This window comes from Aliagarivorans marinus DSM 23064 (assembly GCF_000429485.1).
Lineage (GTDB): Bacteria > Pseudomonadota > Gammaproteobacteria > Enterobacterales > Celerinatantimonadaceae > Aliagarivorans > Aliagarivorans marinus.
In genome coordinates this window covers 184,363-203,379 of record NZ_KE386908.1, presented here as the reverse complement: position 1 = coordinate 203,379, position 19,017 = coordinate 184,363, and the positions used below count along the sequence as shown (strand labels likewise).

Genomic DNA, 19,017 nt, shown 5'->3' with positions numbered 1-19,017 from the left:
CAAACAGGCGCAGATCACTGAAGTTTGCTGATAAAACTCATACACTTGGCGAAGTTTTTCATAAGGAACGTGTACATGTTTAGAACTCCCCTCTTGGGTGCTCAGATGCTGCTGGTTGCCTTTGGTGCAACCACCCTGGTACCCCTACTTACCGGGATCAGTCCCAACCTGGCGCTACTTGGCGCAGGTGTGGGTACCCTGATCTTTCAACTCTGTACCAAGCGACAGATCCCTATCTACCTAGGTAGTTCATTTGCCTTTATCGGCCCAATCATCCTCGGTGCCCAGCAGTTTGGCATGCCCGCCACACTCAGCGGATTGATGGCGGCCGGTGTGGTCTTTTTGATTGTCAGTGCCATTGTGCGCCTGCGCGGCGTGCAGGTGATCGAGCGCTTCTTGCCACCTGTGGTGGTTGGCCCGGTGATTATGGTGATTGGTCTTGGCCTGGCCCCGGTCGCGGTGAATATGGCGCTGGGTAAAACCGGTGATGGTGCGGCGCAACTAGTGCCACAAAACGTAGCGCTAGTGCTATCGCTGGCCTCACTGGTGACCACTATCGCCATCTCCATCTTCGCCAAAGGCATGCTCAAGCTGATGCCAATTATGTGTGGTGTGTTGGTGGGTTATGCCCTGGCGCTGTTCTACGGCGTGGTGGATTTCTCTGGGGTTGAAGCGGCCGCTTGGTTGGCAATGCCCGAGTTTGTTCACCCCGAGTTTAACTGGCAAGCCATTCTGTTTATTGCGCCAATCGGCCTGATTGTCACCATCGAGCACTTCGGTGACATCCTGGCCATCTCGAATGTGACCGGCAAGAACTTCGTTGAAAAGCCGGGTATCCACCGCTCGCTGATGGGTGACGGCCTGGCTACCATGGCGGCAGCCAGCTTCGGTGGTCCACCGGTAGTGAGCTACGGTGAGGTAACCGGTGCAGTCAGCCTACTGAAAACCTACAACCCTGTGATCATGACCTGGACCGCGTGTTTCGCGATTGCTCTGGCCTTTATCGGCAAAACTGGCGCATTGTTGTTGTCGATTCCAGTTCCAGTAATGGGCGGGATCATGTGCCTGTTGTTTGGTGCCATTGCCTCTGTGGGTCTGAAAACCCTGATCGACAAACAGGTAGATATCAACGAGCCACGTAACTTGGTGATTGTATCGGTGACCTTGGTATTCGGTATCGGCGGTATGGTACTGCAGTGGGGCGACTTTAGCCTGCAAGGTGTTGGTCTATGCGGTATCGTAGCCATCTTACTGAATCAGGTGTTACCTCAGGCAAAACACGATTAAGCGGATCCGCTAGCTAAACAACGGCCGCTCAATGCGGCCGTTGTTGTTTACAGATCGAGCTACATCCAAAGCATGATCACACAGGCGGCGGTAAGGCCACTCATGGCGCCATTAAACAGCCGCTTACTGCGCGCATCCTTCAGGCTCAGCGCAATCAACTTGCCAAAGATCACCCAGCACGAGTTGGTAAACGGGTTCACCATCAAAAACGCCAGTACCACCCACATCAGCGACAACCAATAGCCATCACCGTTTTGGGTAAAGGTGACCACCGCCGATGAAGCCATCATCCAGGCCTTTGGGTTGAGGTATTGAAAGGCAAAACTTTGCGAGAAGCGCAGCGGCTTGGCTCGCTGTTCACCCGCCGCTTTCGCCCCTGCACCAGCCAGCATCTTCCACGCCAGAAACAGTAGGTAGGCAGAGCCGAGTACTTTTAGCCCCCAATGCAGCTGCGGATAGGTTTGCAGCACCCACCCCAAGCCACAGCCCATCAGTAGTAGCATCGAGCAGATACCAGCAGGGATCCCCGCCATATGTGGTAGGCTGCGCCAGTAGCCAAAGTTAACCCCAGAGTAGGTCAACATCACATTGTTCGGCCCCGGTGTCCCTGTCATCACAATGGCAAACACAATTAACGCTAATAAACTCTCCATCGCCCCTCCTTTGTATCGATACAATTAAGTCAAATAACGACTTTTGTCGCTAAACAAGTCATAAATTCACCGTATAATGGGCGTTAACCGGATGCAATGAGAATATTGTCACCATGACAATTTGGAACACTGAACTCAATACGGGCAACAAAGCCCAAGCACTGGCGAGTCTCATCGCCGACGCCATCGCCAATGGCGAGCTACAAGCGGGCGAAAAGCTCCCCACCCAACGCGCACTGGCCGAACAGCTACAGTTGGGGATCGGCACCATCACCCGCGCACTTGCGCTGGCTGAGCAGCAAGGACATATCCAGTGCAAAGTGGGCAGTGGCTGCTATGTCAAAGCACAGAACCAGCGACAATGGGGTGAGGATGAACAGCCCGACAGCCTCGGCATGTGGCAGAACCTGGCGGTGGACCAAGACCGCGCCTCGCCACTGCTGGAGCTATTTCAGCTCTATCAGCACAATCCCGCTCAACTTAATCAACTGCTCAACGACGAAACCGCTCAAGGGGCGCTGTTCCAACGGCAGATCTTGGCTGAGTGGCTCGATCAACCAAGCATGCGTGCCGAGCAGCTGTTCTTTTGCTATGGCGGCCAACATGGTCTGCAAACCGCACTATTGGCCTCGGGATTGGCTGGGCAATCGCTGATGTGTGAAGAGCTGTGTTATCCGGGCCTTAGCAACTTGGCGCGCCAGCTCAATATCAAACTCAAGCCAGTGAAGCTGGATGAGCAAGGGCTCTGCCCCGATTCGCTAGAAGCGGTGTTGCAACACAACAGCTGCCGCCACCTCTACCTCACCCCAAACCAGCAAAATCCGACCGCCAGCACCATGTCGCTGGAGCGGCGAGAGCAGATTGTCGAACTCGCTCAACGCTACCAACTCACGGTGATTGAGGACGACGTGAGTAGCCCACTGGCGCAGTCGCCTGCCACCCTGCAGAACCTGTTACCCGAGCAAGTCATCTATCTAAACAGCTTCTCAAAAGGGGTGTTTCGCGGGCTACGTTTTGGCTACCTGCATGTGCCACAGGCAATGATTCAGGAATTCACCCGGAGTATTCGTGCCAATGCTTGGCTGGTAAGCCCGCTGTTGATTGATTTAGCCTGCCAGTGGATTAAGCAAGGCCACGCCGAGCACGCATTGGCCCAGCAGGCAAACCAGCTCAAGCAGCGCGCTGCCCTGCTGCATCACTACCTAAAAGGCTTCGACTATCGCTACCAAGAAGGCGGACTACATTGCTGGCTACAGCTGCCCAGTGGCTGGAGCAGTAATAGCTTTGCCGAGGCGGCCAAACAGCAAGGGCTGGAGCTTGCCTCGGCCGAGCACTTTAGCGTTAGCGGCCAAGTGCCGAATGCAATCCGCCTGTCGCTGGGCCAACTCAGTGACAATCTCGCCTTAGATCAAGCGTTAGCGCTACTTCGGCAGTTGCTAAATGAGGGCGTACCGAACAGTAGCGATCTTTGCTAAACGCCCTTGTTCATCTCAGATTAGGTTAAAGCTTGGCAAGGCTTCGCCGATAACAAGGCATCGCTGGGTAAACAGATCAGGATATGTTTGTTAACTACAACTTAGGTGCCGCATCCTTTGAATCGCCCTACGCTGCGCGTCAGCGTATTGAGCGGGCAGCGCCACGGCAAACGATCACTGAGTACAGCACCGCTCGTCAAAAGGGCCGACCGGGTACTCCGGTGTTTGGTAATGCTGATGTTCAGCCGGGGCTAAGCCCAGAGCAACTGCGTAACTCTCATGATGCGAAAGTCTCCAACCGAAAGTCGATTCGCGAGGCGATGAATCGCAGCGTCCAGGACTCTGGGCCTCATATTCGTTTGTATCGGGAGTATGCGGATTCACGTGGACAACGTGGGCCGCAGATGTTGGCCAGAGCCTAATTGCGGGCGACTAAGCGCCTAACCAGATAGCATCATCCATACGATGCGCCAAGATAGTATCCGCACTCTCACCCACCTCGGGATAATGCACCCACGCCATCCGCGCGCGCTGGCCATTAAGTTGGCCGATCAGTGCCTGTTGCAGTTTCGGGATCATCAACTCACAGCTATGTCGATTAGCTCCATACAACAAGGCCACCAACTCCCGTTGACCAAACTTGGCGATGCTGTCGGAGCGGCGCAACTGGGTGCGTAAGGTGGCAGCTAGCTGGATAAACAGGTCTTCATCGTAGGATTCGGGGATCTGCAAGGTAAGTAAACTAAAGGATTCGAGATTACGCTGACTAAGGCGCAGCGCCTGAATCAGCATCTCGCGAAACATCTGCCCACGCAGCAGTCCGGTTTGCGGGTCACGCAGGTGGCCGTGGTCGCTGATCTCGGGCATGGTGAGTGGCAAGATGCTGCCAAACACTACTTGCTGCCCTGCCACGGTGATCGGCATGGCGTTTAACCTGAGCCATTCATCCTCACTATGGCAGTAGTGCATCACCAAGGGGCTTTGCTGCGACATTGAGCGCTCAAAGGCACTGGCGAAGGCACTGCGGCAACAGGGGTCTAAAGACATCAACCAAGGCTGCAACTGAAAACGTTGATAGCCGGTATGGATCCACGGGTAGCTGACACACAGCTGATCGTCCTGCTGCTGATAGAGCCACAGTCCGCTATCGGCTTCCAGTAATGTGTCGAAGTAACCCTCTAAGCTCACTGCGCTGGCCTGTTGTAAGCTGCTGATACTCTACAGCATAGTCCGATATTGCGAATGGACTAAATCGGCTGCAAACAAACACTTAGCAACAGCATACAAAAAAGCCACGCATCAGCGTGGCTTTCAGTTAAACGCAGACAAGTGCCACGGCTAGATCAGCTCCAACTCACGCATCACATCAGTAATACGCTGCTTGGTGGCCTCGCTCAGTTCCATCACCGGCAGGCGGCACTCTGGCTGGCATTTACCCAGTAGCGATACCGCATACTTAGCACCGGCCGGGCTTGGCTCAGCAAACATCGCCTGATGCAGTGGGATCAGCTTGTCTTGAATGGACTGTGCCAGTGCATAGTCACCATCCAGCGTGGCTTGCTGCATCTGAGCACACAGCTTTGGCGCAACGTTGGCAGTTACCGAGATACAGCCTTGACCGCCGCTTAGGTTGTAAGCCACAGCAGTTGCATCTTCACCGCTCAACCAGCAGAACTCACCATCAATCAGTTGGCGCTCGAACAGTGGGCGACTCAGATCGCCGGTGGCATCCTTCACCCCAACGATACGCGGCAGCTTCGCCAGCTCAGCCATGGTTTCCGGCTCAACATCCACCACAGCACGCGGAGGAATGTTATAGACCACGATAGGAATATCGGTGGCGTCATGCACCATCTTGAAGTGTTGATACAAGCCGGGTTGCTTAGGACGGTTGTAGTAGCCTGCCACATGCAAGGTAGCATCTGCGCCAGCCTGTTGCGCCTGACGAGTATATTCAATTGCTTCGACGGGGTTGTTAGAGCCCGCACCGGCGATAACCGGTACACGGCCTGCCGCTTGCTCGACCACCGTCTTGACCACTTGCACGTGCTCGTCGTGCGTTAAGGTTGGGCTTTCGCCAGTGGTACCAACGGGTACAATCGCGTGTGTACCTTGCTCGACATGCCACTCTACTAAGGCTTTGATCGCCTCATAATCCACTTCACCATCACGAAATGGCGTGACTAGCGCAACTATTGACCCTTTAAACATGCCTGCTCCATCCTGCGTAAATATAAATCGGCGTAAAATAAAAAACCCGGTCACATGGCCGGGTTCAGATTCGTTTGTCGTCGTTTAGTGCTGCCCAGCCAGATCCCGCTCCCTGCATTTAGGAAGCTTGCGTTTGAGCTTGAAAGAAACGAGGTTCGTCACGAATTAATCTCTGTAATAAAACTGCCCCTAGTTTCCCAAGCTGGCCCCAAATGTCAAGGCTTGAGGCTGCAAAGCATGGCGGCACTCATGGTGTTTTGCTAAAAACTTCACTATTATTGCGGCTCTTTTTCCGACCCGGCAGTCCCATGAACAGCACCATCCAGCCCAGCAGCCAATTGCTCGAACGCCACCCAGAACTCTTTGACGATCGCAGCTTGCTGGTATTTGGCCAAGTGCTCGATCACTACCCGCTGAGCTTAACTAAGGCGAGCAAGCATCTGCAGGTTCATAACAGCAACTTTGCCAACCATCAGAGCATGCAGGCGAAGGCCTCAGGCGCCCAGCTAAGCTTCGGAGCGCTGCCCACCGCAGCCGCGGGTTGCGATGCCGCCCTGATGTATATGCCCAAGGCCAAGCAAGAAGCGGCAATGCTGCTGGCTGCGGTGTTACCGCAACTGCCCAAGGGCGCCGAGCTGTATGTGGTGGGCGAGAACCGGGGCGGCATTAACGCCACCGATAAGCTACTCAAACACTACGGCTTAACGCCACGTAAGCTCGATAGCGCGCGCCGCTGCTCGCTCTACTACTGCGAGATAGACCAGCCGATCCCCGACTTTGAGCTGCAGCAATGGCAACAGCAGTTTAGCCTGCAGCTTCCTCAAGGCGAAGTTGTGCTTAGCTCGATGCCGGGGGTGTTTAATCACGGCAAACTGGATGCAGGCACCGAACTACTTCTCCAGCAGCTTCCCAAACTGCAGGGGGAGATCCTCGATTTTGGCTGTGGCGTGGGAGTGATTGGTGCAGCCCTTGCCCTAAATAAGGGCAGCACCATTAGCATGCTCGATGTTAGTGCTTACGCCGTAGAGAGCGCCTGCCAGAGCCTAACGCTGAATGGACTAACTGGAACGGTGTTTGCTTCAGATGGTTTAAGTGAAGTGACCGGGCGGTACGACGTTATTGTGAGTAACCCTCCCTTCCATACGGGTGTGCATACCGATTATCAGGTAGTAGAGAATTTTATTCATGGTGTAAAAAAACACCTTAAGCCCCAAGGCGAATTATGGTTGGTCGCCAACAGTCACCTGCAGTATGAAAGCTTGTTGAACAGCAATTTCTCATCCTGGGAACAGCGGGTAGATAACCGCAAGTTCAAGGTATTGCGCGCTATCAACAATTAAGCTGGTTAGCTTTAACATTTTGTTAAATCCCCTGTTTACATTAGGGGATTTTTTGAGAAACTGTTGTCAGCAATTTTGAAAACGATTTCAACTTAACCAAGGTAGGTCACTATGGCAGGCATCCTTTCTATGATTTTGGCAGGGGGAGAAGGAACGCGTCTCTACCCTCTCACCGAAAGCCGCACCAAACCCGCAGTTCCGTTCGGTGGTAGCTATCGACTCATCGACTTCGCGCTGAATAATTTTGTTAACTCGGATTTCCTGAAGATCTACGTGCTAACCCAGTTCAAGTCGCAGTCGCTCAATACCCACCTTCGCCAGGCTTGGCACCTGTCTGGTATTACCGACCGCTTTATTGATGCCGTGCCTGCACAGATGCGCATGGGCAAACGTTGGTACGACGGCACCGCCGATGCCATCTATCAGAACATCCGCTTTATTGAGATCAACGAGCCAGAGCATGTCTGTATCTTCGGCAGTGACCACATCTATAAGATGGATGTGCGCCAGATGGTCGACTACCACCGCCAGCTCAAGGCCGACCTCACTGTAGCCGCGATTAAGGTGCCGGTGGATCAGGCCGATCAATTCGGTATTATCGAGGTCGACGAGCAGGGTCGTATGATTGGCTTTGAAGAAAAACCCAAAGTAAATCCTAAGACCATCCCCGGCGATCCCGACCACGTGCTGGCGTCGATGGGCAACTATGTATTTGAAACCAACACCCTGCTCAAATCATTGGTCGAAGATGGCGAAAACCCTGAATCGAGCCACGACTTTGGCAACGACATCATTCCCAAGCTTTATCCGAAGGGTAATGTCTACGCCTACGACTTCACCACCAACCAGATCGCCGGCGAGGCGGCCAGCGGTTACTGGCGTGATGTGGGTACCCTCGATGCCTACTGGGCAGCCCATATGGATCTGCTAGACGAGAACCCTCCATTCTCGCTATACAACCCGAAATTCCCGCTACACACCCACTATCCACCGCTGCCACCGGCAACCTTTAAGGATATGGACGGCAAGAAAGTCAGTGTCAGTGAGTCACTCATCTCCGCTGGTAGCTTTGTGCTGGGCTCAGAAGTGAACCGTTCGGTGCTGGGCTTCCGCAGCCACGTGCGCCCGGGCTCCATCGTCAGCGAATCGGTGCTGATCGCCAACTGTAAGATTGGTGAGGGCTGCTCGATTCGTCGCACCATCATCGATAAAAACGCCGAAATCGCCCCCGGCACGGTGATCGGCGAGAACCTTGAGGAAGACCGCAAACGCTTTACCGTGTCACCGAACGGCATCGTTGTGATCCCGAAAAATGCACGGGTTGGCTTCTAAGCGAGCAACTGAACTGATATAACAGAAGTATTTGCTTCCGTTAGTACCATCACAGAGGCACCCTTAGGTGCCTCTGATGTTTAAGGAGAATATTGTGTCGAGTTCAGCCAACATTTTATTTGTGGCTTCCGAGGTAGAGAGTTTGGCTAAGACCGGCGGTCTGGCCGACGTGGCCAAAGCCCTTCCCTTGGCTCTTCAACGACATGGACAGGACGTCCGCTTGATCATGCCCTTCTACAAGACGCTTAAGCGCCGCGAAGAGGCAACCAAGCTACTTGACCTGCAACTGCCCAGCGACCAGCCGGACCAACCCTTCCACTACAGCGTCTACCAGCTCAAGTTAGGCGATGTGCCTGTCTACCTGCTGGAGCACCAAGAGTACTTTGAGCGCGACGGCCTCTATGGCGAAGGCGAATTCGGCTACGACGACAACGGCGAGCGCTTCGCCTTCTTCAGCCGCGCGGTCTTTCAGGTATGTGAAGCGCTGCAGTTCAAACCGGATATCCTGCACTGTAACGACTGGCACACCGGGCTTATCCCCTTCCTGCTAAAGGTCCGCTTCGCCCAGCACCCGTTCTTCTGTAACACCAAGAGCATCCTGACCATCCACAATGCTGCGTTTCAGGGGATCTTCGAGCGTCGCCAGTTTGATCGCTTGGAAGGTGCCAGCGAAGGCTTGGTGGATCAGTTGCTGGACAACTTCCATTGCGTCAATCTGCTCAAAGCCGGCATTCGCTTCGCCGACAAGATCAATGCGGTCAGTCCCAACTACGCGCAAGAGCTACTGACCCGACTCGGCTCCCATGGCTTGGGCGATGTCTTTATGGAGCGTCAAGCTGACTTGGTGGGCATCCTCAATGGCTGCGACTATTCCGATTGGGATCCGGCCAGCGATAAGCTACTGCCGTTTAACTACTCGCTGGACGATATCAGCGGCAAACAGAAGTGCCGCGACGAGCTGCAGCGCAAAACCGATCTGGAGTCTCTGCCGGTGCCGATCTTTGGCATGGTATGCCGACTGACCGAGCAAAAGGGCTTCTATCTGCTGCTCCCTGCGCTAGAGCATTTCCTGCGCCACAACGTGCAAGTGGTGATCGTTGGTACTGGCGATAGCCAGATCGCAGCAGCGCTGGAGCAACTGCAGCTGCGCTACCCGCGGAAATTGCGCTTTATCAACGCCTACTCCAATGAGCTGGCCCACCTTATCGAAGCCGGTGCCGACTTCTTCTTGATGCCGTCGCTGTTCGAGCCCTGCGGCCTAAACCAGATGTACAGCCTGGCCTATGGCACCTTGCCGATTGTGCGTGGGGTGGGTGGTCTAAACGACACCGTGGTGGACTATGACCAAGACCCAGAGAAGGCCACCGGCCATATCTTCTACGAGCCAGAGTCCAGCGATCTGCTCAATACCCTGCGCCGCGCATTGCTGCTCTACCTTGAACACCCGGAAGAATTTAGTGCTATGCGCCAGCGCGCCATGCAAACCCGCTTTGGCTGGGAAGACTCGGTGGAGCAATACTTAGAGCTGTATCACCAAGCGCGAAGTTAAACCCTGCCCGCCCCACTGCCGCTTTGGCATTTGGGCGGGTTGTCTTATACCCTGTATGAAGGCCGTCCCATTCTGGAGGAACTATGGGGATATCTGAACAGATTCATAACTTTAATGAGTTTTTAGTTGCAGAGCAGCTACGCGATCTAAGACAGCTAGACGAGCTAAACGACGAGCAGAAGCTCGACCTCTACTGCATCGTACTGAATCGCCTACCCGCCCGTTATGTTAGGCATGATGTGGATGCACTCAGCAGCCTCAGCGATGAGCAGCGCCAACACCTGCAAGAAAACATCGCTATTGAGATCAACGATGCCCTCGATTTCTTGCTGCAAGACCGCCGCAAAGAGACCAGAGATAGCTGAAGAAAACTTGAGACATTTCTCACAAATTTACTTGTTAGACGTCATCAAACGTTCTACAATCCCCGCCTATTTTATAGCCAAGCAGCAGAACAATCTGCTGTTTGGCTCCGGTCACGAAAGGACTCTTCCGTTAGTTCGCTAGAACGCTGTCAGGGAACAACGACATTCGACTATTCCAGTCGCCGCAACATATAAATAGAGAGTCCGAATGAAGAAGTTATTCACCCTGTGTCTGGCGCTGCTTGCCGCCTCCGTAAGCGCCGCCAGCGATGTTGAGTCTGTGGTTTTTGCCGAGGTTGAAGAGCAAGAAGAAGAGCGTTTTATCTACGACCGCACCTTCCCGCTACTGGCCCAAGAAGCCTATGACCGTGGCTACGAGCTGCCTAAGCCTTACGGCTTTACCTTCAACTATATGAAGATGGATCAGCCGCTGCATGTGACTGGTGTGGATATTCATGGCTTGCGTTTAAATTGCGGTCCTATTAGCCAACTCCTTTGTAATCAAGTCGGCGACGAAATCAACCTGAGTGATCTGATCAATAGCGCTCACCAAGAGTCAGAAACTTTTACCCTCCGTGGCGACATGTGGTTTCTCCCTTTCTGGAACTTCTATGGCGTAGTTGGAGTTACTAGCGGCAGCAGCAAAGCTCCGATCGAACTGGCAGGAAACCACCTAGCCGATTTCGACCTTACTTTTAAGGGCACCACTTATGGTGGCGGAACCACCATTGTTGGTGGAGTGGGTAACTGGTTTGCTTTGGTCGACGTAAACTACACCTACACCGACCTGGATATTCTTGATGGTGAAATTACCACGCTAGTTGCCGCTCCTCGGGTAGGCTATCGCTACAACTACAAGGGACATGATGTCCAGTTATGGGTTGGGGGCATGTATCAAGACGTGCAGCAAACCTTCAGCGGCAACATTCATGATCTAGATGGTATTGGGGATGTCCTGAGTACGCTTTGTGATGGTTCTTGGACGGAAGTTTGCGTTGAAGAAGGTAAATTTACCGTTAGCCAACGTTTAGTCAGCAAATGGAACACCGTAATCGGTAGCCAAGTTGCCCTTACCGATGGCATCGATCTACTGTTTGAAATGGGCTTTGGCCAGCGTAAAAGCATGATGCTGGGTCTGGGTTACCGCTTCTAACATCTGCCATGCGCCTGTTACTCTGTCTGCTTGCCGCGCTCACTCTACAAGCCTGTTCTGCCCTGCACTGGGTGGAGCAAGGTCAACAGCGCGCGTTGCAGGGGCAAGGTTTTACCGAATCAGTATTACAGCTTGATGACGGTGGCGAGCTGCGTTACTGGATAGGCGGGCAAGGCCAGCCGCTATTGCTGCTGCACGGCTTTGGTGGCACGGCCACCACCACCTGGCTACCAGTGATGCAAGGCTTGGCCGACGAGTACCGCATTATTGCGCCCGACCTGCCTTGGTTTGGCGACTCCTACAGCCATCAGCCCGCCGAACTGGCGGTGCACCGCGACGCGATTGCGCAGCTGCTTACTCAGCTGCGTTTGCCAAGCGCCCCGATTATGGCCATCTCCTACGGTGGCTTCGTCGCCTTAGATATGATCCACCACGGCTTTGAGGCCGAGCAGCTGATTATTCTAGCCAGCCCGGGCGTTCGTCTCGATGACCAGCAGCTGGAATTGATGGCGACCCGCTTTGACAAAGCCGATGCCACCGCAATCTTTGTGCCTAATGACCGCCAGCAGATGCGCCAGCTACTTGATGGCACCTTTGAGCGCGCCCCCAAACTGCCCGGCTTTGTCGATGAGCAGCTCTACCAGCGCTATTTCGAGCCTTGGCGAGATGAGAAACGCGCCATGATTGACACCCTGCCTGCATATCGCGATGAGTTCGCTCAAGACTTTGAGCCACACTCGCTGCCTCGCACCCTGCTTATTTGGGGCGAGCAGGACCAAGTGTTTCCGCTGACTATCGCCAAGCAGCTATCCGAGGACTACAGCGCCCCACTGATGGTTATCCCCGGTGCCAATCACAATATCAGCAACGACTACCCGGACCTGATCATTCAGGCCAGCAAACTGTTTCTGGACTAAGCAATGCGACTGATTAAAACCCTTAAGCGCGGCCTGTGGCTGAGCGCCTGGATGACCCTTGTAGGATGCAGCAGCAGTAACTGGCACAGCATGACTCTGCCTAGCGACAAGGCGGTGGAGGCGAGCCTTGAAGCCTCGCCGGTGTCAGAGCAGATCCTGCAAACCGAATCGCAGACCTTTACCTTGGCGCGCATGCCAGAGGCGATCCGCCCTTGCTGTGCCTTTGGTAACGCACAACGGGTGCGTATTGGTTCGGTGATCATCCCGTATTTCCGTTATGCCAACACCGTTGGCATCAACGACTTGGGTGCCCATGGCTACGAAGCCGGCACCCTTAGCCTGCAGCGCCCCAAACCCACCTCACGCCGTAGCAGCGAAGGCAATGGCCAGATGTACACCCTGCGCGGTGGCTTTATCGATATCGCCCACGTGCGTGATACTGCCGACAACGCCATCGCCCTGTACCAACGGATCTATCCGCAACTTGGGCAAGCACAGGTCATTGAGCTGCCCTATGAGATTGGCCCGCGGGAGATCCGCTTAAAGGCCTTCGACAGCTCCATGCTTAACCCGCAGCAACGCCGCGAGCTGGCTGCTCACCTGGCTACTTGGCTGGCCTACTCCATGGCCGAGGCCCATGAGCTAGCCCAGTGGCATGGCTATCGAAGCTGGCGTCCGTGGTCGGAGTCGGTCTCGGCCTACTCCCCAGAAGATATCTACTCCAACATGCTGGGTGCCAAGATTGCCTATGCCCTGCTGATCAACGAGCTGGCGAGTAACCGCGACATCTACAACACCCATATGACCCAGTGGCTCAAGGCCACATTGCAGAGCCTCGAGCCAGTTTCGGTGAAACAAAGCAACATGCTGTTCGATGCGGTCGATGGCCTATGGTGGGACTCTTCGGTTGCCATGCCCAGCAAGTTTATGCTGCTCAAACGCCACTATGCGATGGGTAACCAACAGTCGCCTCATCTGGTGCCAGAAGAGATCGCCCGTGCCCACCCGGCCTGGGTGATGGTTGAAGATCGCTATGCAAGCGCACCACCTGCGCTGACTTTGGCCTTGCCGCAAACGGTGCATGGCTTTGAGCTCAAGCAACTCGCCGAGCAGTGGTTGGTGGTGGACAGCAAATTTGCCGCAAGCTTTGCCCATATCCCAAGCGAGCTATGGATCGATGGCTTTAACCAAGAGAGCTTTGGCACCATCGCCGGTTATAACCGCCAGCAAGATGAGCGAGAGCTCAAAGCTTGGCAGGAGACGCGTTAATGAAAGCAGTTTGGTTCAACAGCTTATGCCTGATGGCTGCGCTCAGTTTTAGCGCTAGCGCAGAGCCTGCCAATAGTGTGGTCATCGCCGAGCAAGACGCGCCTGCCGCCACTGCCGACTCAAGTGAACAAGCACCACTTAGCGCCATGGACCGCCTGCTGGAGAAGCTTGGCGCCGATGGCGAGTACGACCCGAGTAAGCCCATCGACTTCAGCATTCTACCGGGCCCGTTCTATAACCCGGATCTAGAGCTGGGCCTCGGTGTGGCGGCGATTGGTCTCTACGATGTCGACCGCGATAACCCCGACACCCAGCTATCAACCCTGACCCTAAGCGGCTTTATCTCCACCAATGGCTCGCTGGGTATGGCCATCCGCAACAAGAGCTTTCTAAAAGGCGACCGCCAGCGCTTCTATCTGGATGCCGAGATCGCCAATGCCCCCGGCGACTACTACGGCGTGGGCTATCAGCAAAACGCCGATAACAACAACCGCGTCAGCTACGACAGCCGCATCTTTAACCTGCGTCCCACCATGCTGACCCGGGTTGCCCCCAACACCTACCTCGGCGGTGGCTTTGTTGCCAGCTGGGTGTTGGTGGATGAGTTCGATGTGCTGGATTCCGACGTCGACACCTCGGTGCTGGAAGACAACTCCACCAACGTGGGTGTGCACCTCAGCTTTATCCACGATAGCCGCGATGTGATTGCCAATGCCTATCAGGGCAAGCTGCTGGAGCTGCAACTGTCGGTCTACCGCGAAGAGCTGGGCGGCGATAACAACTTCCAAAACCTCAGCCTCGAGTACAGCTATTACCGCCGCTTAGGCGGCAGCCGCGACATCTTAGCGCTGCAGCTGCAAGGCGATTTTAACAGCGGAGACGTGCCCTGGGATCAGCTTGCCCAAGCCGGTGGCGGTGGGCGCTTACGCGCCTACACCGAGTCGCGCTATCGCGACAAGCAGCTATTGATGGGGCAAGTGGAATACCGCAAGCACCTCATCGGTCGTCACGGCGCGGTCGCCTGGCTGGGCGCTGGTGCGGTAGCACCGACCTTGAATGAACTGAGTAGCGATGAGCTGCTACCCACCGCCGGTTTTGGCTACCGCTTTGAAGTGAAACCACGGATGAACCTGCGCCTGGATATGGGCTTCGGCCGCGGAGAAAATGGCTTCTATTTCAATGTTAACGAAGCGTTTTAGTCTATACCCGAACAACGCTAATCTTCGCTTTTCCTATACTGAATTGCTAAACTGCGCCATCGCCACACCGTACTAACCTTGGAGTGTTTTAATGAGCCAAGTAGAGATCAGAGCCCGAGTTCCCTTTCATGTGGGACCTCGCAGTGACATCCCCGCCGAGATGCTGTCGTTCTCGGGGCTGTCTAGCGACAAAGAACATGTGGCGCTGGTGTTTAAGCAAGCTGATCAGCAGCAAGATTGCCCCTTGGTGCGCCTACATTCCGAGTGTCTAACCGGCGATGTGTTTGGCTCTTCACGCTGTGACTGTGGCGAACAGCTCAATGAGGCCATCGAGAAGATGGCTGAACAAGGCGGCGTACTCCTTTATCTACGCCAAGAAGGCCGTGGCATTGGCCTGTATAACAAGCTCGATGCCTATAAACTGCAGATCCAAGGCGTCGACACCTACTCGGCCAACAACCAACTCGGCTTCGACGACGACTTGCGCGACTTTGGTGAAGCGGTGGACATGCTCACAGCTCTGGGTATCAAGCAGCTACGCCTGCTCAGCAACAACCCGCGCAAGCAACAAGCCCTCAATGAAGCAGGTCTCGACGTCAAAGAGATGGAGAGCACCGGTGTATACCGCAAGCAAGACAACCACTACTACCTGGAAACCAAGGCTAACAAAGGCAAACACCGCCTGAAGATAGCCAAGAATATTCAGCCAGCTTAAGTTTTGCTAGCTTGGGCTGTAGTAGCTCAAGTGGTTATCCCATTGCAGGGGCAAACGCACCCGCCCCTCACCACTGGCTAGCCAGCCCCGACCGCTGCTAACAGCCAGCTTTTCGCTGGTCGCAGCAATCCCACAGACATCTTCAAAACGCTTTAGGCTCAGCAGTTCACCGTTTTGCTGCGACCACTGGCCAAGTAAATGCCCCCGAGGCGAGCTGGCAAACACGCTACCGGCAAAACATTCAATACTGCCGACATAACCATTGAATAACTCCCAGTAGTCGCCCCCAGCGTCCAGAGCTTGCAAAGGCTGCCCGGGCAGTTGAGAGAAAATCAGGCTCTGGGACCAACTCGATTCACGCTGGGCCTGACAGGCGAGCCAAAGGCGACCGTCGTCGGCGCGACTGATATGGCGGATGCTTAAGGATTTGTCCGCCAGCACCCGAGTATCCAGCAACTCGCCGGTTCCCAGCGAAAAGCGCAGTAGGGCCGGTTGCAGGCTGTCGAGGTTGAGCTTAGTGCGCTCTTGGGTGTGAATACCGCCCAAGGCGACCACCAGTTGCTCGCCATCCACCAACAGCTGGTGCGGCCCTAAGCCCGGCAGTACCCAACGCTCGCTTAGACCCCAGCCTTGCCTAGAGCGCTGATAGTGAAGAACCCAACCCTGGCTGCTCTGGCGATCCGCTGCTGTCACTACTAGCCGCTCTGCCCCCACAAATACCGCGTGGCCACTGAAGCACAGCCCGTTCGGCGGGCTAAGCGGGTCATGTACTTGCCCACTTAGCGGGTCAAACAGCAACAAATAGTCGCCGGGGCGCCGGGCCATGCAGGCCGCCAGCGCGCCATCATTCGATAGGGCTACTTGATGGCCCCGAGCGGGCAGAGGCAGCTGATAGCGCAGCTCCCCATCACTGCTGGCGGCGACCACATAGTACTGCCCAGCTTGTTTGGCGCAGCCGATAACGCCGCGCCAATTCTCCTTGGCCGAGCCCGCCTCAGCTGATGCCAGGGCATGCGCTGCAATCCATGGGCTGGGAAGGCTTGCTCCCAGCGCCATTAACAGTTTGAGGCTGCTGCGCCGAGCGCGATCAGTCGCCATCGTGATTGTTAAACCCTAGGTTCAAGCTCAAGGCCTTAGGCACTGCGCTCGACAGTAACCCCGCCAGTTCAGTCAGCTGCTGCTGGCTGCTTTGCCAGGGCTGCAGCGCCTGATCGGCAACGCTAGGCTCTCGCTGCGGCAGGCCTGCCAGCAGGCTCGCTAAGGCTTGCTCGACCTTCTCTGCCAATTGCGGGTCGCGCTGCGCCAGATGGGGCTTTAACCCTGCCTGATAACGCGTGGCTAATTGCTTAGCCTGCGCGCGGAGCAACCACATCGACTGGTCGCTCCTCCAAGCCTCACCTTGGTACGGACGCAGGCGCTGGTGTTCAGCGCTAAACATGGCCCCCAGTTTTTTCTGCATCAAGGTCGCCTGCAGGTGATAGCTATCGACCATGGCCAGCACCAGTAGCTCGGGCTCGGCCTTGTCCAAATACTCGGCTAGCGCAGCTGACAGATAGCCCTGCTGCTGCAGGTAGGCCTCGGTCACCAGTCCCAGCAAGGCACAATCTCGCTCAGACTCAGCATATAGCAGTACGGCCAGCGAGCGCAGGTTGCGCTGGGTCACCGCCATAGACGCAGGCTTGGGTAGGCTTATCGCCGCGCTTAGCTTGGTCACCGCCCGGCCCACGCTGTCTTTTTTATCCGGCCAGTAGCTGATCGCCCAAAGTGTTCGCAGATCCTCCAAGGGCCCCAGACCACTGGCCTGCAGCGCTAGCCAGCTCTGATAGTGCTCAAGCCAGGCTTGTTTTAGCGCATCCGGCTGCGTTTGCGGATTGGCGCAATAGCCTTGCTGACTCTCGGCGAGATGCTTGGCACTGCTATCGAATTCCTGCAAATAGCCGGCAAATAGCGCTTGCTCTTGTTCTAGCCATTGGCTCTGTCCAGCGTTATCAGCAAACGATACCACGCTGCATAGCATTAGCACCGATGCACAGATTAGCTGCTTCATCGCGACCTCCTAGAGTGAGTGAACAAAGGCCAGCAGCGCTTCGCGCTGGGCTTGGCTGAGCGCCATGTAGCTGTCGCGCGAGGCTTGCGCTTCGCCGCCATGCCAGAGGATCGCTTCTTCCACATTGCGGGCCCGCCCATCGTGCAACAGCTCAGAGTGGCCGTTGACCACCGGCTGCAAGCCAATGCCCCACAACGGCGGAGTACGCCAGTGCTGGCCGCTGGCCAGATATTCCGGCCGGCCATCGCTTAGCCCTTCCCCCATGTCATGCAGTAGCAAATCGGTGTAGGGGTAGATGGTTTGCTCGCTCAAGGCAGGGCGGTCTTCACGCTTGGCAGTGACAAACTTGCGCACATGGCAGCTATCGCAACTGAGCTGGCTAAACAGCACATCGCCCTCACTAACCTGCGGCTCATCGAGATTACGCCGTTTCGGTACAGCCAGATGCTGGGTATAAAACTCCACTAAATCGAGGATGTTTTCACTGACCTCCGCCGCACCGCCGGAGGGGGCATTCAAGCAATCTGCTTGGGCGGCGGTGCAGTCATCGCTGGCGAACCACGCGCTGGTGATACCAATATCACCGTTAAAAGCAGCCGCGTTTTGCTGGCGCAGGCTTGGCTGGCCACTCTTCCAGCCAAAGCGGCCCAACTGGAAGTTCTGGCTTTGGATATCCCACACCAAGTTGGCGATACCGCGGATACCGTCGTTGTTGCTATCTTGCGGATCGGCCAAGGCCAGAATATCCGTCTCGCTAATGCTCTCCAGCAGCCCGAGGCCAATCATCGCCGGGGCGACACGCAACGAAAACAGAGTATCGGGGTGCATCGGCCCATAGCCGAGCTGGTCGACAACTAATTCTGGGCGGCGCAGCTCACGCTGCGAACCATCAGCCAAGCTGACTTGCTGATAGCTGTAGCTCACCCGCACCCTCGCCTCTGGTGCCACGTCGGGAATCGCTTGGTCTTGGATCTGCCCGCCGTAATTGGGTTCGGGAACCGTGCCATGTAGGCGCTCAAGCTCACGCTGCGCATCGCTCGATGCGGGGATGCTGATCCGCACCAACATCGACACCGCATTGTCATCGCCCACTTCGGCGACATGACCGCGGCCATCCTTGACATGGCAGTTCTGACAGCCATTGGTGTTAAACAGCGGGCCCAGGCCGTCACGGGCGATGGTGGTGGCCGGAGCAACCACCCAAGGGTTACGAAAAAAGCTATTACCGGAGCTAAACTCCAAACGCCCTTCAAAGCCGAGGTTACTAGCAGGCATAGAAAAGGCGTTTTGGTCTTGTTTGGAGGTGGAGGTTCCCCCTCCCGGTAAGGCAGGATTAGCCAGCAAAGAGCCGGAAACTAACGCAGCAGAGACGGCCCCCAGCCAAGCCCACCCATTTAAACCATCTGTTGATAAGCGCGCTGACATACTCTCTCCTTATTATCTTTTTTTAGCGGCAAAACTACGACAAAGGGAACGACAAAGGGGAGCCGAAGCTCCCAGTTGCT

Annotated in this window: 18 protein-coding genes; 12 read left to right on the top strand and 6 right to left on the bottom strand. The window is 55.4% G+C overall.

Features of this window, described 5'->3' with window-relative positions:
* Nucleotides 1-75: 75 nt before the first annotated feature.
* Nucleotides 76-1,287 (top strand): uracil-xanthine permease family protein, encoded by a 1,212-nt coding sequence (locus G461_RS0118520; RefSeq protein WP_035480694.1) that lies wholly within the window; start codon nucleotides 76-78, stop codon nucleotides 1,285-1,287.
* Nucleotides 1,288-1,346: 59 nt separating this feature from the next.
* Here G461_RS0118520 and G461_RS0118515 read toward each other — a convergent pair whose 3' ends face one another.
* Nucleotides 1,347-1,940, bottom strand: coding sequence for a LysE family translocator (locus G461_RS0118515; RefSeq protein WP_026972960.1), 594 nt, complete (start codon nucleotides 1,938-1,940; stop codon nucleotides 1,347-1,349).
* Between the two features lie 113 nt (nucleotides 1,941-2,053).
* On the opposite strand from G461_RS0118515, the gene G461_RS0118510 reads away from it, so the two are divergent.
* Both G461_RS0118510 and G461_RS0118505 read left to right on the top strand, forming a co-directional pair.
* A complete protein-coding gene (locus G461_RS0118510) occupies nucleotides 2,054-3,415 on the top strand; it encodes an aminotransferase-like domain-containing protein (RefSeq protein ID WP_026972959.1) in 1,362 nt (453 codons plus the stop codon).
* Between the two features lie 83 nt (nucleotides 3,416-3,498).
* Nucleotides 3,499-3,837: a hypothetical protein gene (locus G461_RS0118505; protein ID WP_026972958.1), complete on the top strand. Its 339-nt coding sequence runs from the start codon at nucleotides 3,499-3,501 to the stop codon at nucleotides 3,835-3,837.
* 10 nt (nucleotides 3,838-3,847) lie between these two features.
* Here the strand turns inward: G461_RS0118505 and G461_RS0118500 are convergent, their stop codons facing one another.
* A complete protein-coding gene (locus G461_RS0118500; protein ID WP_026959163.1) occupies nucleotides 3,848-4,603 on the bottom strand; it encodes a GGDEF domain-containing protein in 756 nt (251 codons plus the stop codon).
* Nucleotides 4,604-4,753: 150 nt separating this feature from the next.
* Nucleotides 4,754-5,626, bottom strand: coding sequence for a 4-hydroxy-tetrahydrodipicolinate synthase (gene dapA, locus G461_RS0118495; RefSeq protein WP_026972957.1), 873 nt, complete (start codon nucleotides 5,624-5,626; stop codon nucleotides 4,754-4,756).
* Nucleotides 5,627-5,934: 308 nt separating this feature from the next.
* On the opposite strand from dapA, the gene rsmC reads away from it, so the two are divergent.
* From rsmC to G461_RS0118450, 9 genes are all read left to right on the top strand, one after another.
* Nucleotides 5,935-6,966, top strand: coding sequence for a 16S rRNA (guanine(1207)-N(2))-methyltransferase RsmC (gene rsmC / locus G461_RS0118490; protein ID WP_026972956.1), 1,032 nt, complete (start codon nucleotides 5,935-5,937; stop codon nucleotides 6,964-6,966).
* Nucleotides 6,967-7,077: 111 nt separating this feature from the next.
* Nucleotides 7,078-8,298, top strand: coding sequence for a glucose-1-phosphate adenylyltransferase (gene glgC / locus G461_RS0118485; protein WP_026959166.1), 1,221 nt, complete (start codon nucleotides 7,078-7,080; stop codon nucleotides 8,296-8,298).
* A 94-nt stretch (nucleotides 8,299-8,392) separates the two neighbouring features.
* The gene (glgA, locus tag G461_RS0118480) at nucleotides 8,393-9,847 is read left to right on the top strand and encodes a glycogen synthase GlgA (protein WP_245587195.1); all 1,455 of its coding nucleotides are present in this window, start codon (nucleotides 8,393-8,395) and stop codon (nucleotides 9,845-9,847) included.
* Between the two features lie 83 nt (nucleotides 9,848-9,930).
* Entirely contained in the window at nucleotides 9,931-10,212 is a 282-nt protein-coding gene (locus tag G461_RS24800; protein ID WP_035480690.1) for a late competence development ComFB family protein, read from the top strand.
* Between the two features lie 208 nt (nucleotides 10,213-10,420).
* The gene (locus G461_RS0118470) at nucleotides 10,421-11,365 is read left to right on the top strand and encodes a hypothetical protein (RefSeq protein ID WP_026972954.1); all 945 of its coding nucleotides are present in this window, start codon (nucleotides 10,421-10,423) and stop codon (nucleotides 11,363-11,365) included.
* Between the two features lie 8 nt (nucleotides 11,366-11,373).
* Complete coding sequence (locus G461_RS0118465) at nucleotides 11,374-12,282, top strand: alpha/beta fold hydrolase (protein ID WP_026972953.1); 909 nt, start codon at nucleotides 11,374-11,376, stop codon at nucleotides 12,280-12,282.
* Nucleotides 12,283-12,285: 3 nt separating this feature from the next.
* Nucleotides 12,286-13,551: a DUF4056 domain-containing protein gene (locus G461_RS0118460; RefSeq protein ID WP_035480687.1), complete on the top strand. Its 1,266-nt coding sequence runs from the start codon at nucleotides 12,286-12,288 to the stop codon at nucleotides 13,549-13,551.
* On the top strand, nucleotides 13,551-14,750 hold the full coding sequence (locus G461_RS0118455) for a BamA/TamA family outer membrane protein (RefSeq protein ID WP_026972951.1): 1,200 nt from the start codon (nucleotides 13,551-13,553) through the stop codon (nucleotides 14,748-14,750). The genes G461_RS0118460 and G461_RS0118455 overlap by 1 nt, the downstream gene beginning before the upstream one ends.
* A 91-nt stretch (nucleotides 14,751-14,841) precedes the next feature.
* Entirely contained in the window at nucleotides 14,842-15,465 is a 624-nt protein-coding gene (locus G461_RS0118450) for a GTP cyclohydrolase II (protein WP_026972950.1), read from the top strand.
* A gap of 6 nt (nucleotides 15,466-15,471) precedes the next feature.
* Here G461_RS0118450 and G461_RS0118445 read toward each other — a convergent pair whose 3' ends face one another.
* From G461_RS0118445 to G461_RS0118435, 3 genes are read right to left on the bottom strand one after another with little or no spacing between them, the layout of a single operon-like run.
* Nucleotides 15,472-16,563, bottom strand: coding sequence for a DUF1513 domain-containing protein (locus G461_RS0118445; protein WP_026972949.1), 1,092 nt, complete (start codon nucleotides 16,561-16,563; stop codon nucleotides 15,472-15,474).
* Complete coding sequence (locus G461_RS0118440; RefSeq protein ID WP_026972948.1) at nucleotides 16,553-17,512, bottom strand: imelysin family protein; 960 nt, start codon at nucleotides 17,510-17,512, stop codon at nucleotides 16,553-16,555. The genes G461_RS0118445 and G461_RS0118440 overlap by 11 nt, the downstream gene beginning before the upstream one ends.
* Nucleotides 17,513-17,521: 9 nt before the next feature.
* Nucleotides 17,522-18,937 carry a di-heme oxidoreductase family protein gene (locus G461_RS0118435; RefSeq protein WP_051333684.1) on the bottom strand — a complete coding sequence of 472 codons (1,416 nt, stop codon included), beginning with the start codon at nucleotides 18,935-18,937 and terminating at the stop codon, nucleotides 17,522-17,524.
* Nucleotides 18,938-19,017: the final 80 nt, after the last annotated feature.

Excerpts from the sequence above, each read along its gene's own strand:
- G461_RS0118520 (WP_035480694.1), top strand. The coding sequence starts at position 76 with ATGTTTAGAACTCCCCTCTTGGGTGCTCAGATGCTGCTGGTTGCCTTT.
- G461_RS0118470 (WP_026972954.1), top strand. The coding sequence starts at position 10,421 with ATGAAGAAGTTATTCACCCTGTGTCTGGCGCTGCTTGCCGCCTCCGTA.
- G461_RS0118505 (WP_026972958.1), top strand. The coding sequence starts at position 3,499 with ATGTTTGTTAACTACAACTTAGGTGCCGCATCCTTTGAATCGCCCTAC.
- G461_RS0118510 (WP_026972959.1), top strand. The coding sequence starts at position 2,054 with ATGACAATTTGGAACACTGAACTCAATACGGGCAACAAAGCCCAAGCA.
- G461_RS24800 (WP_035480690.1), top strand. The coding sequence starts at position 9,931 with ATGGGGATATCTGAACAGATTCATAACTTTAATGAGTTTTTAGTTGCA.
- dapA (WP_026972957.1), bottom strand. The coding sequence starts at position 5,626 with ATGTTTAAAGGGTCAATAGTTGCGCTAGTCACGCCATTTCGTGATGGT.
- glgC (WP_026959166.1), top strand. The coding sequence starts at position 7,078 with ATGGCAGGCATCCTTTCTATGATTTTGGCAGGGGGAGAAGGAACGCGT.
- G461_RS0118460 (WP_035480687.1), top strand. The coding sequence starts at position 12,286 with ATGCGACTGATTAAAACCCTTAAGCGCGGCCTGTGGCTGAGCGCCTGG.
- G461_RS0118465 (WP_026972953.1), top strand. The coding sequence starts at position 11,374 with ATGCGCCTGTTACTCTGTCTGCTTGCCGCGCTCACTCTACAAGCCTGT.
- G461_RS0118450 (WP_026972950.1), top strand. The coding sequence starts at position 14,842 with ATGAGCCAAGTAGAGATCAGAGCCCGAGTTCCCTTTCATGTGGGACCT.
- G461_RS0118445 (WP_026972949.1), bottom strand. The coding sequence starts at position 16,563 with ATGGCGACTGATCGCGCTCGGCGCAGCAGCCTCAAACTGTTAATGGCG.
- G461_RS0118435 (WP_051333684.1), bottom strand. The coding sequence starts at position 18,937 with ATGTCAGCGCGCTTATCAACAGATGGTTTAAATGGGTGGGCTTGGCTG.
- G461_RS0118515 (WP_026972960.1), bottom strand. The coding sequence starts at position 1,940 with ATGGAGAGTTTATTAGCGTTAATTGTGTTTGCCATTGTGATGACAGGG.
- G461_RS0118455 (WP_026972951.1), top strand. The coding sequence starts at position 13,551 with ATGAAAGCAGTTTGGTTCAACAGCTTATGCCTGATGGCTGCGCTCAGT.
- G461_RS0118440 (WP_026972948.1), bottom strand. The coding sequence starts at position 17,512 with ATGAAGCAGCTAATCTGTGCATCGGTGCTAATGCTATGCAGCGTGGTA.
- rsmC (WP_026972956.1), top strand. The coding sequence starts at position 5,935 with ATGAACAGCACCATCCAGCCCAGCAGCCAATTGCTCGAACGCCACCCA.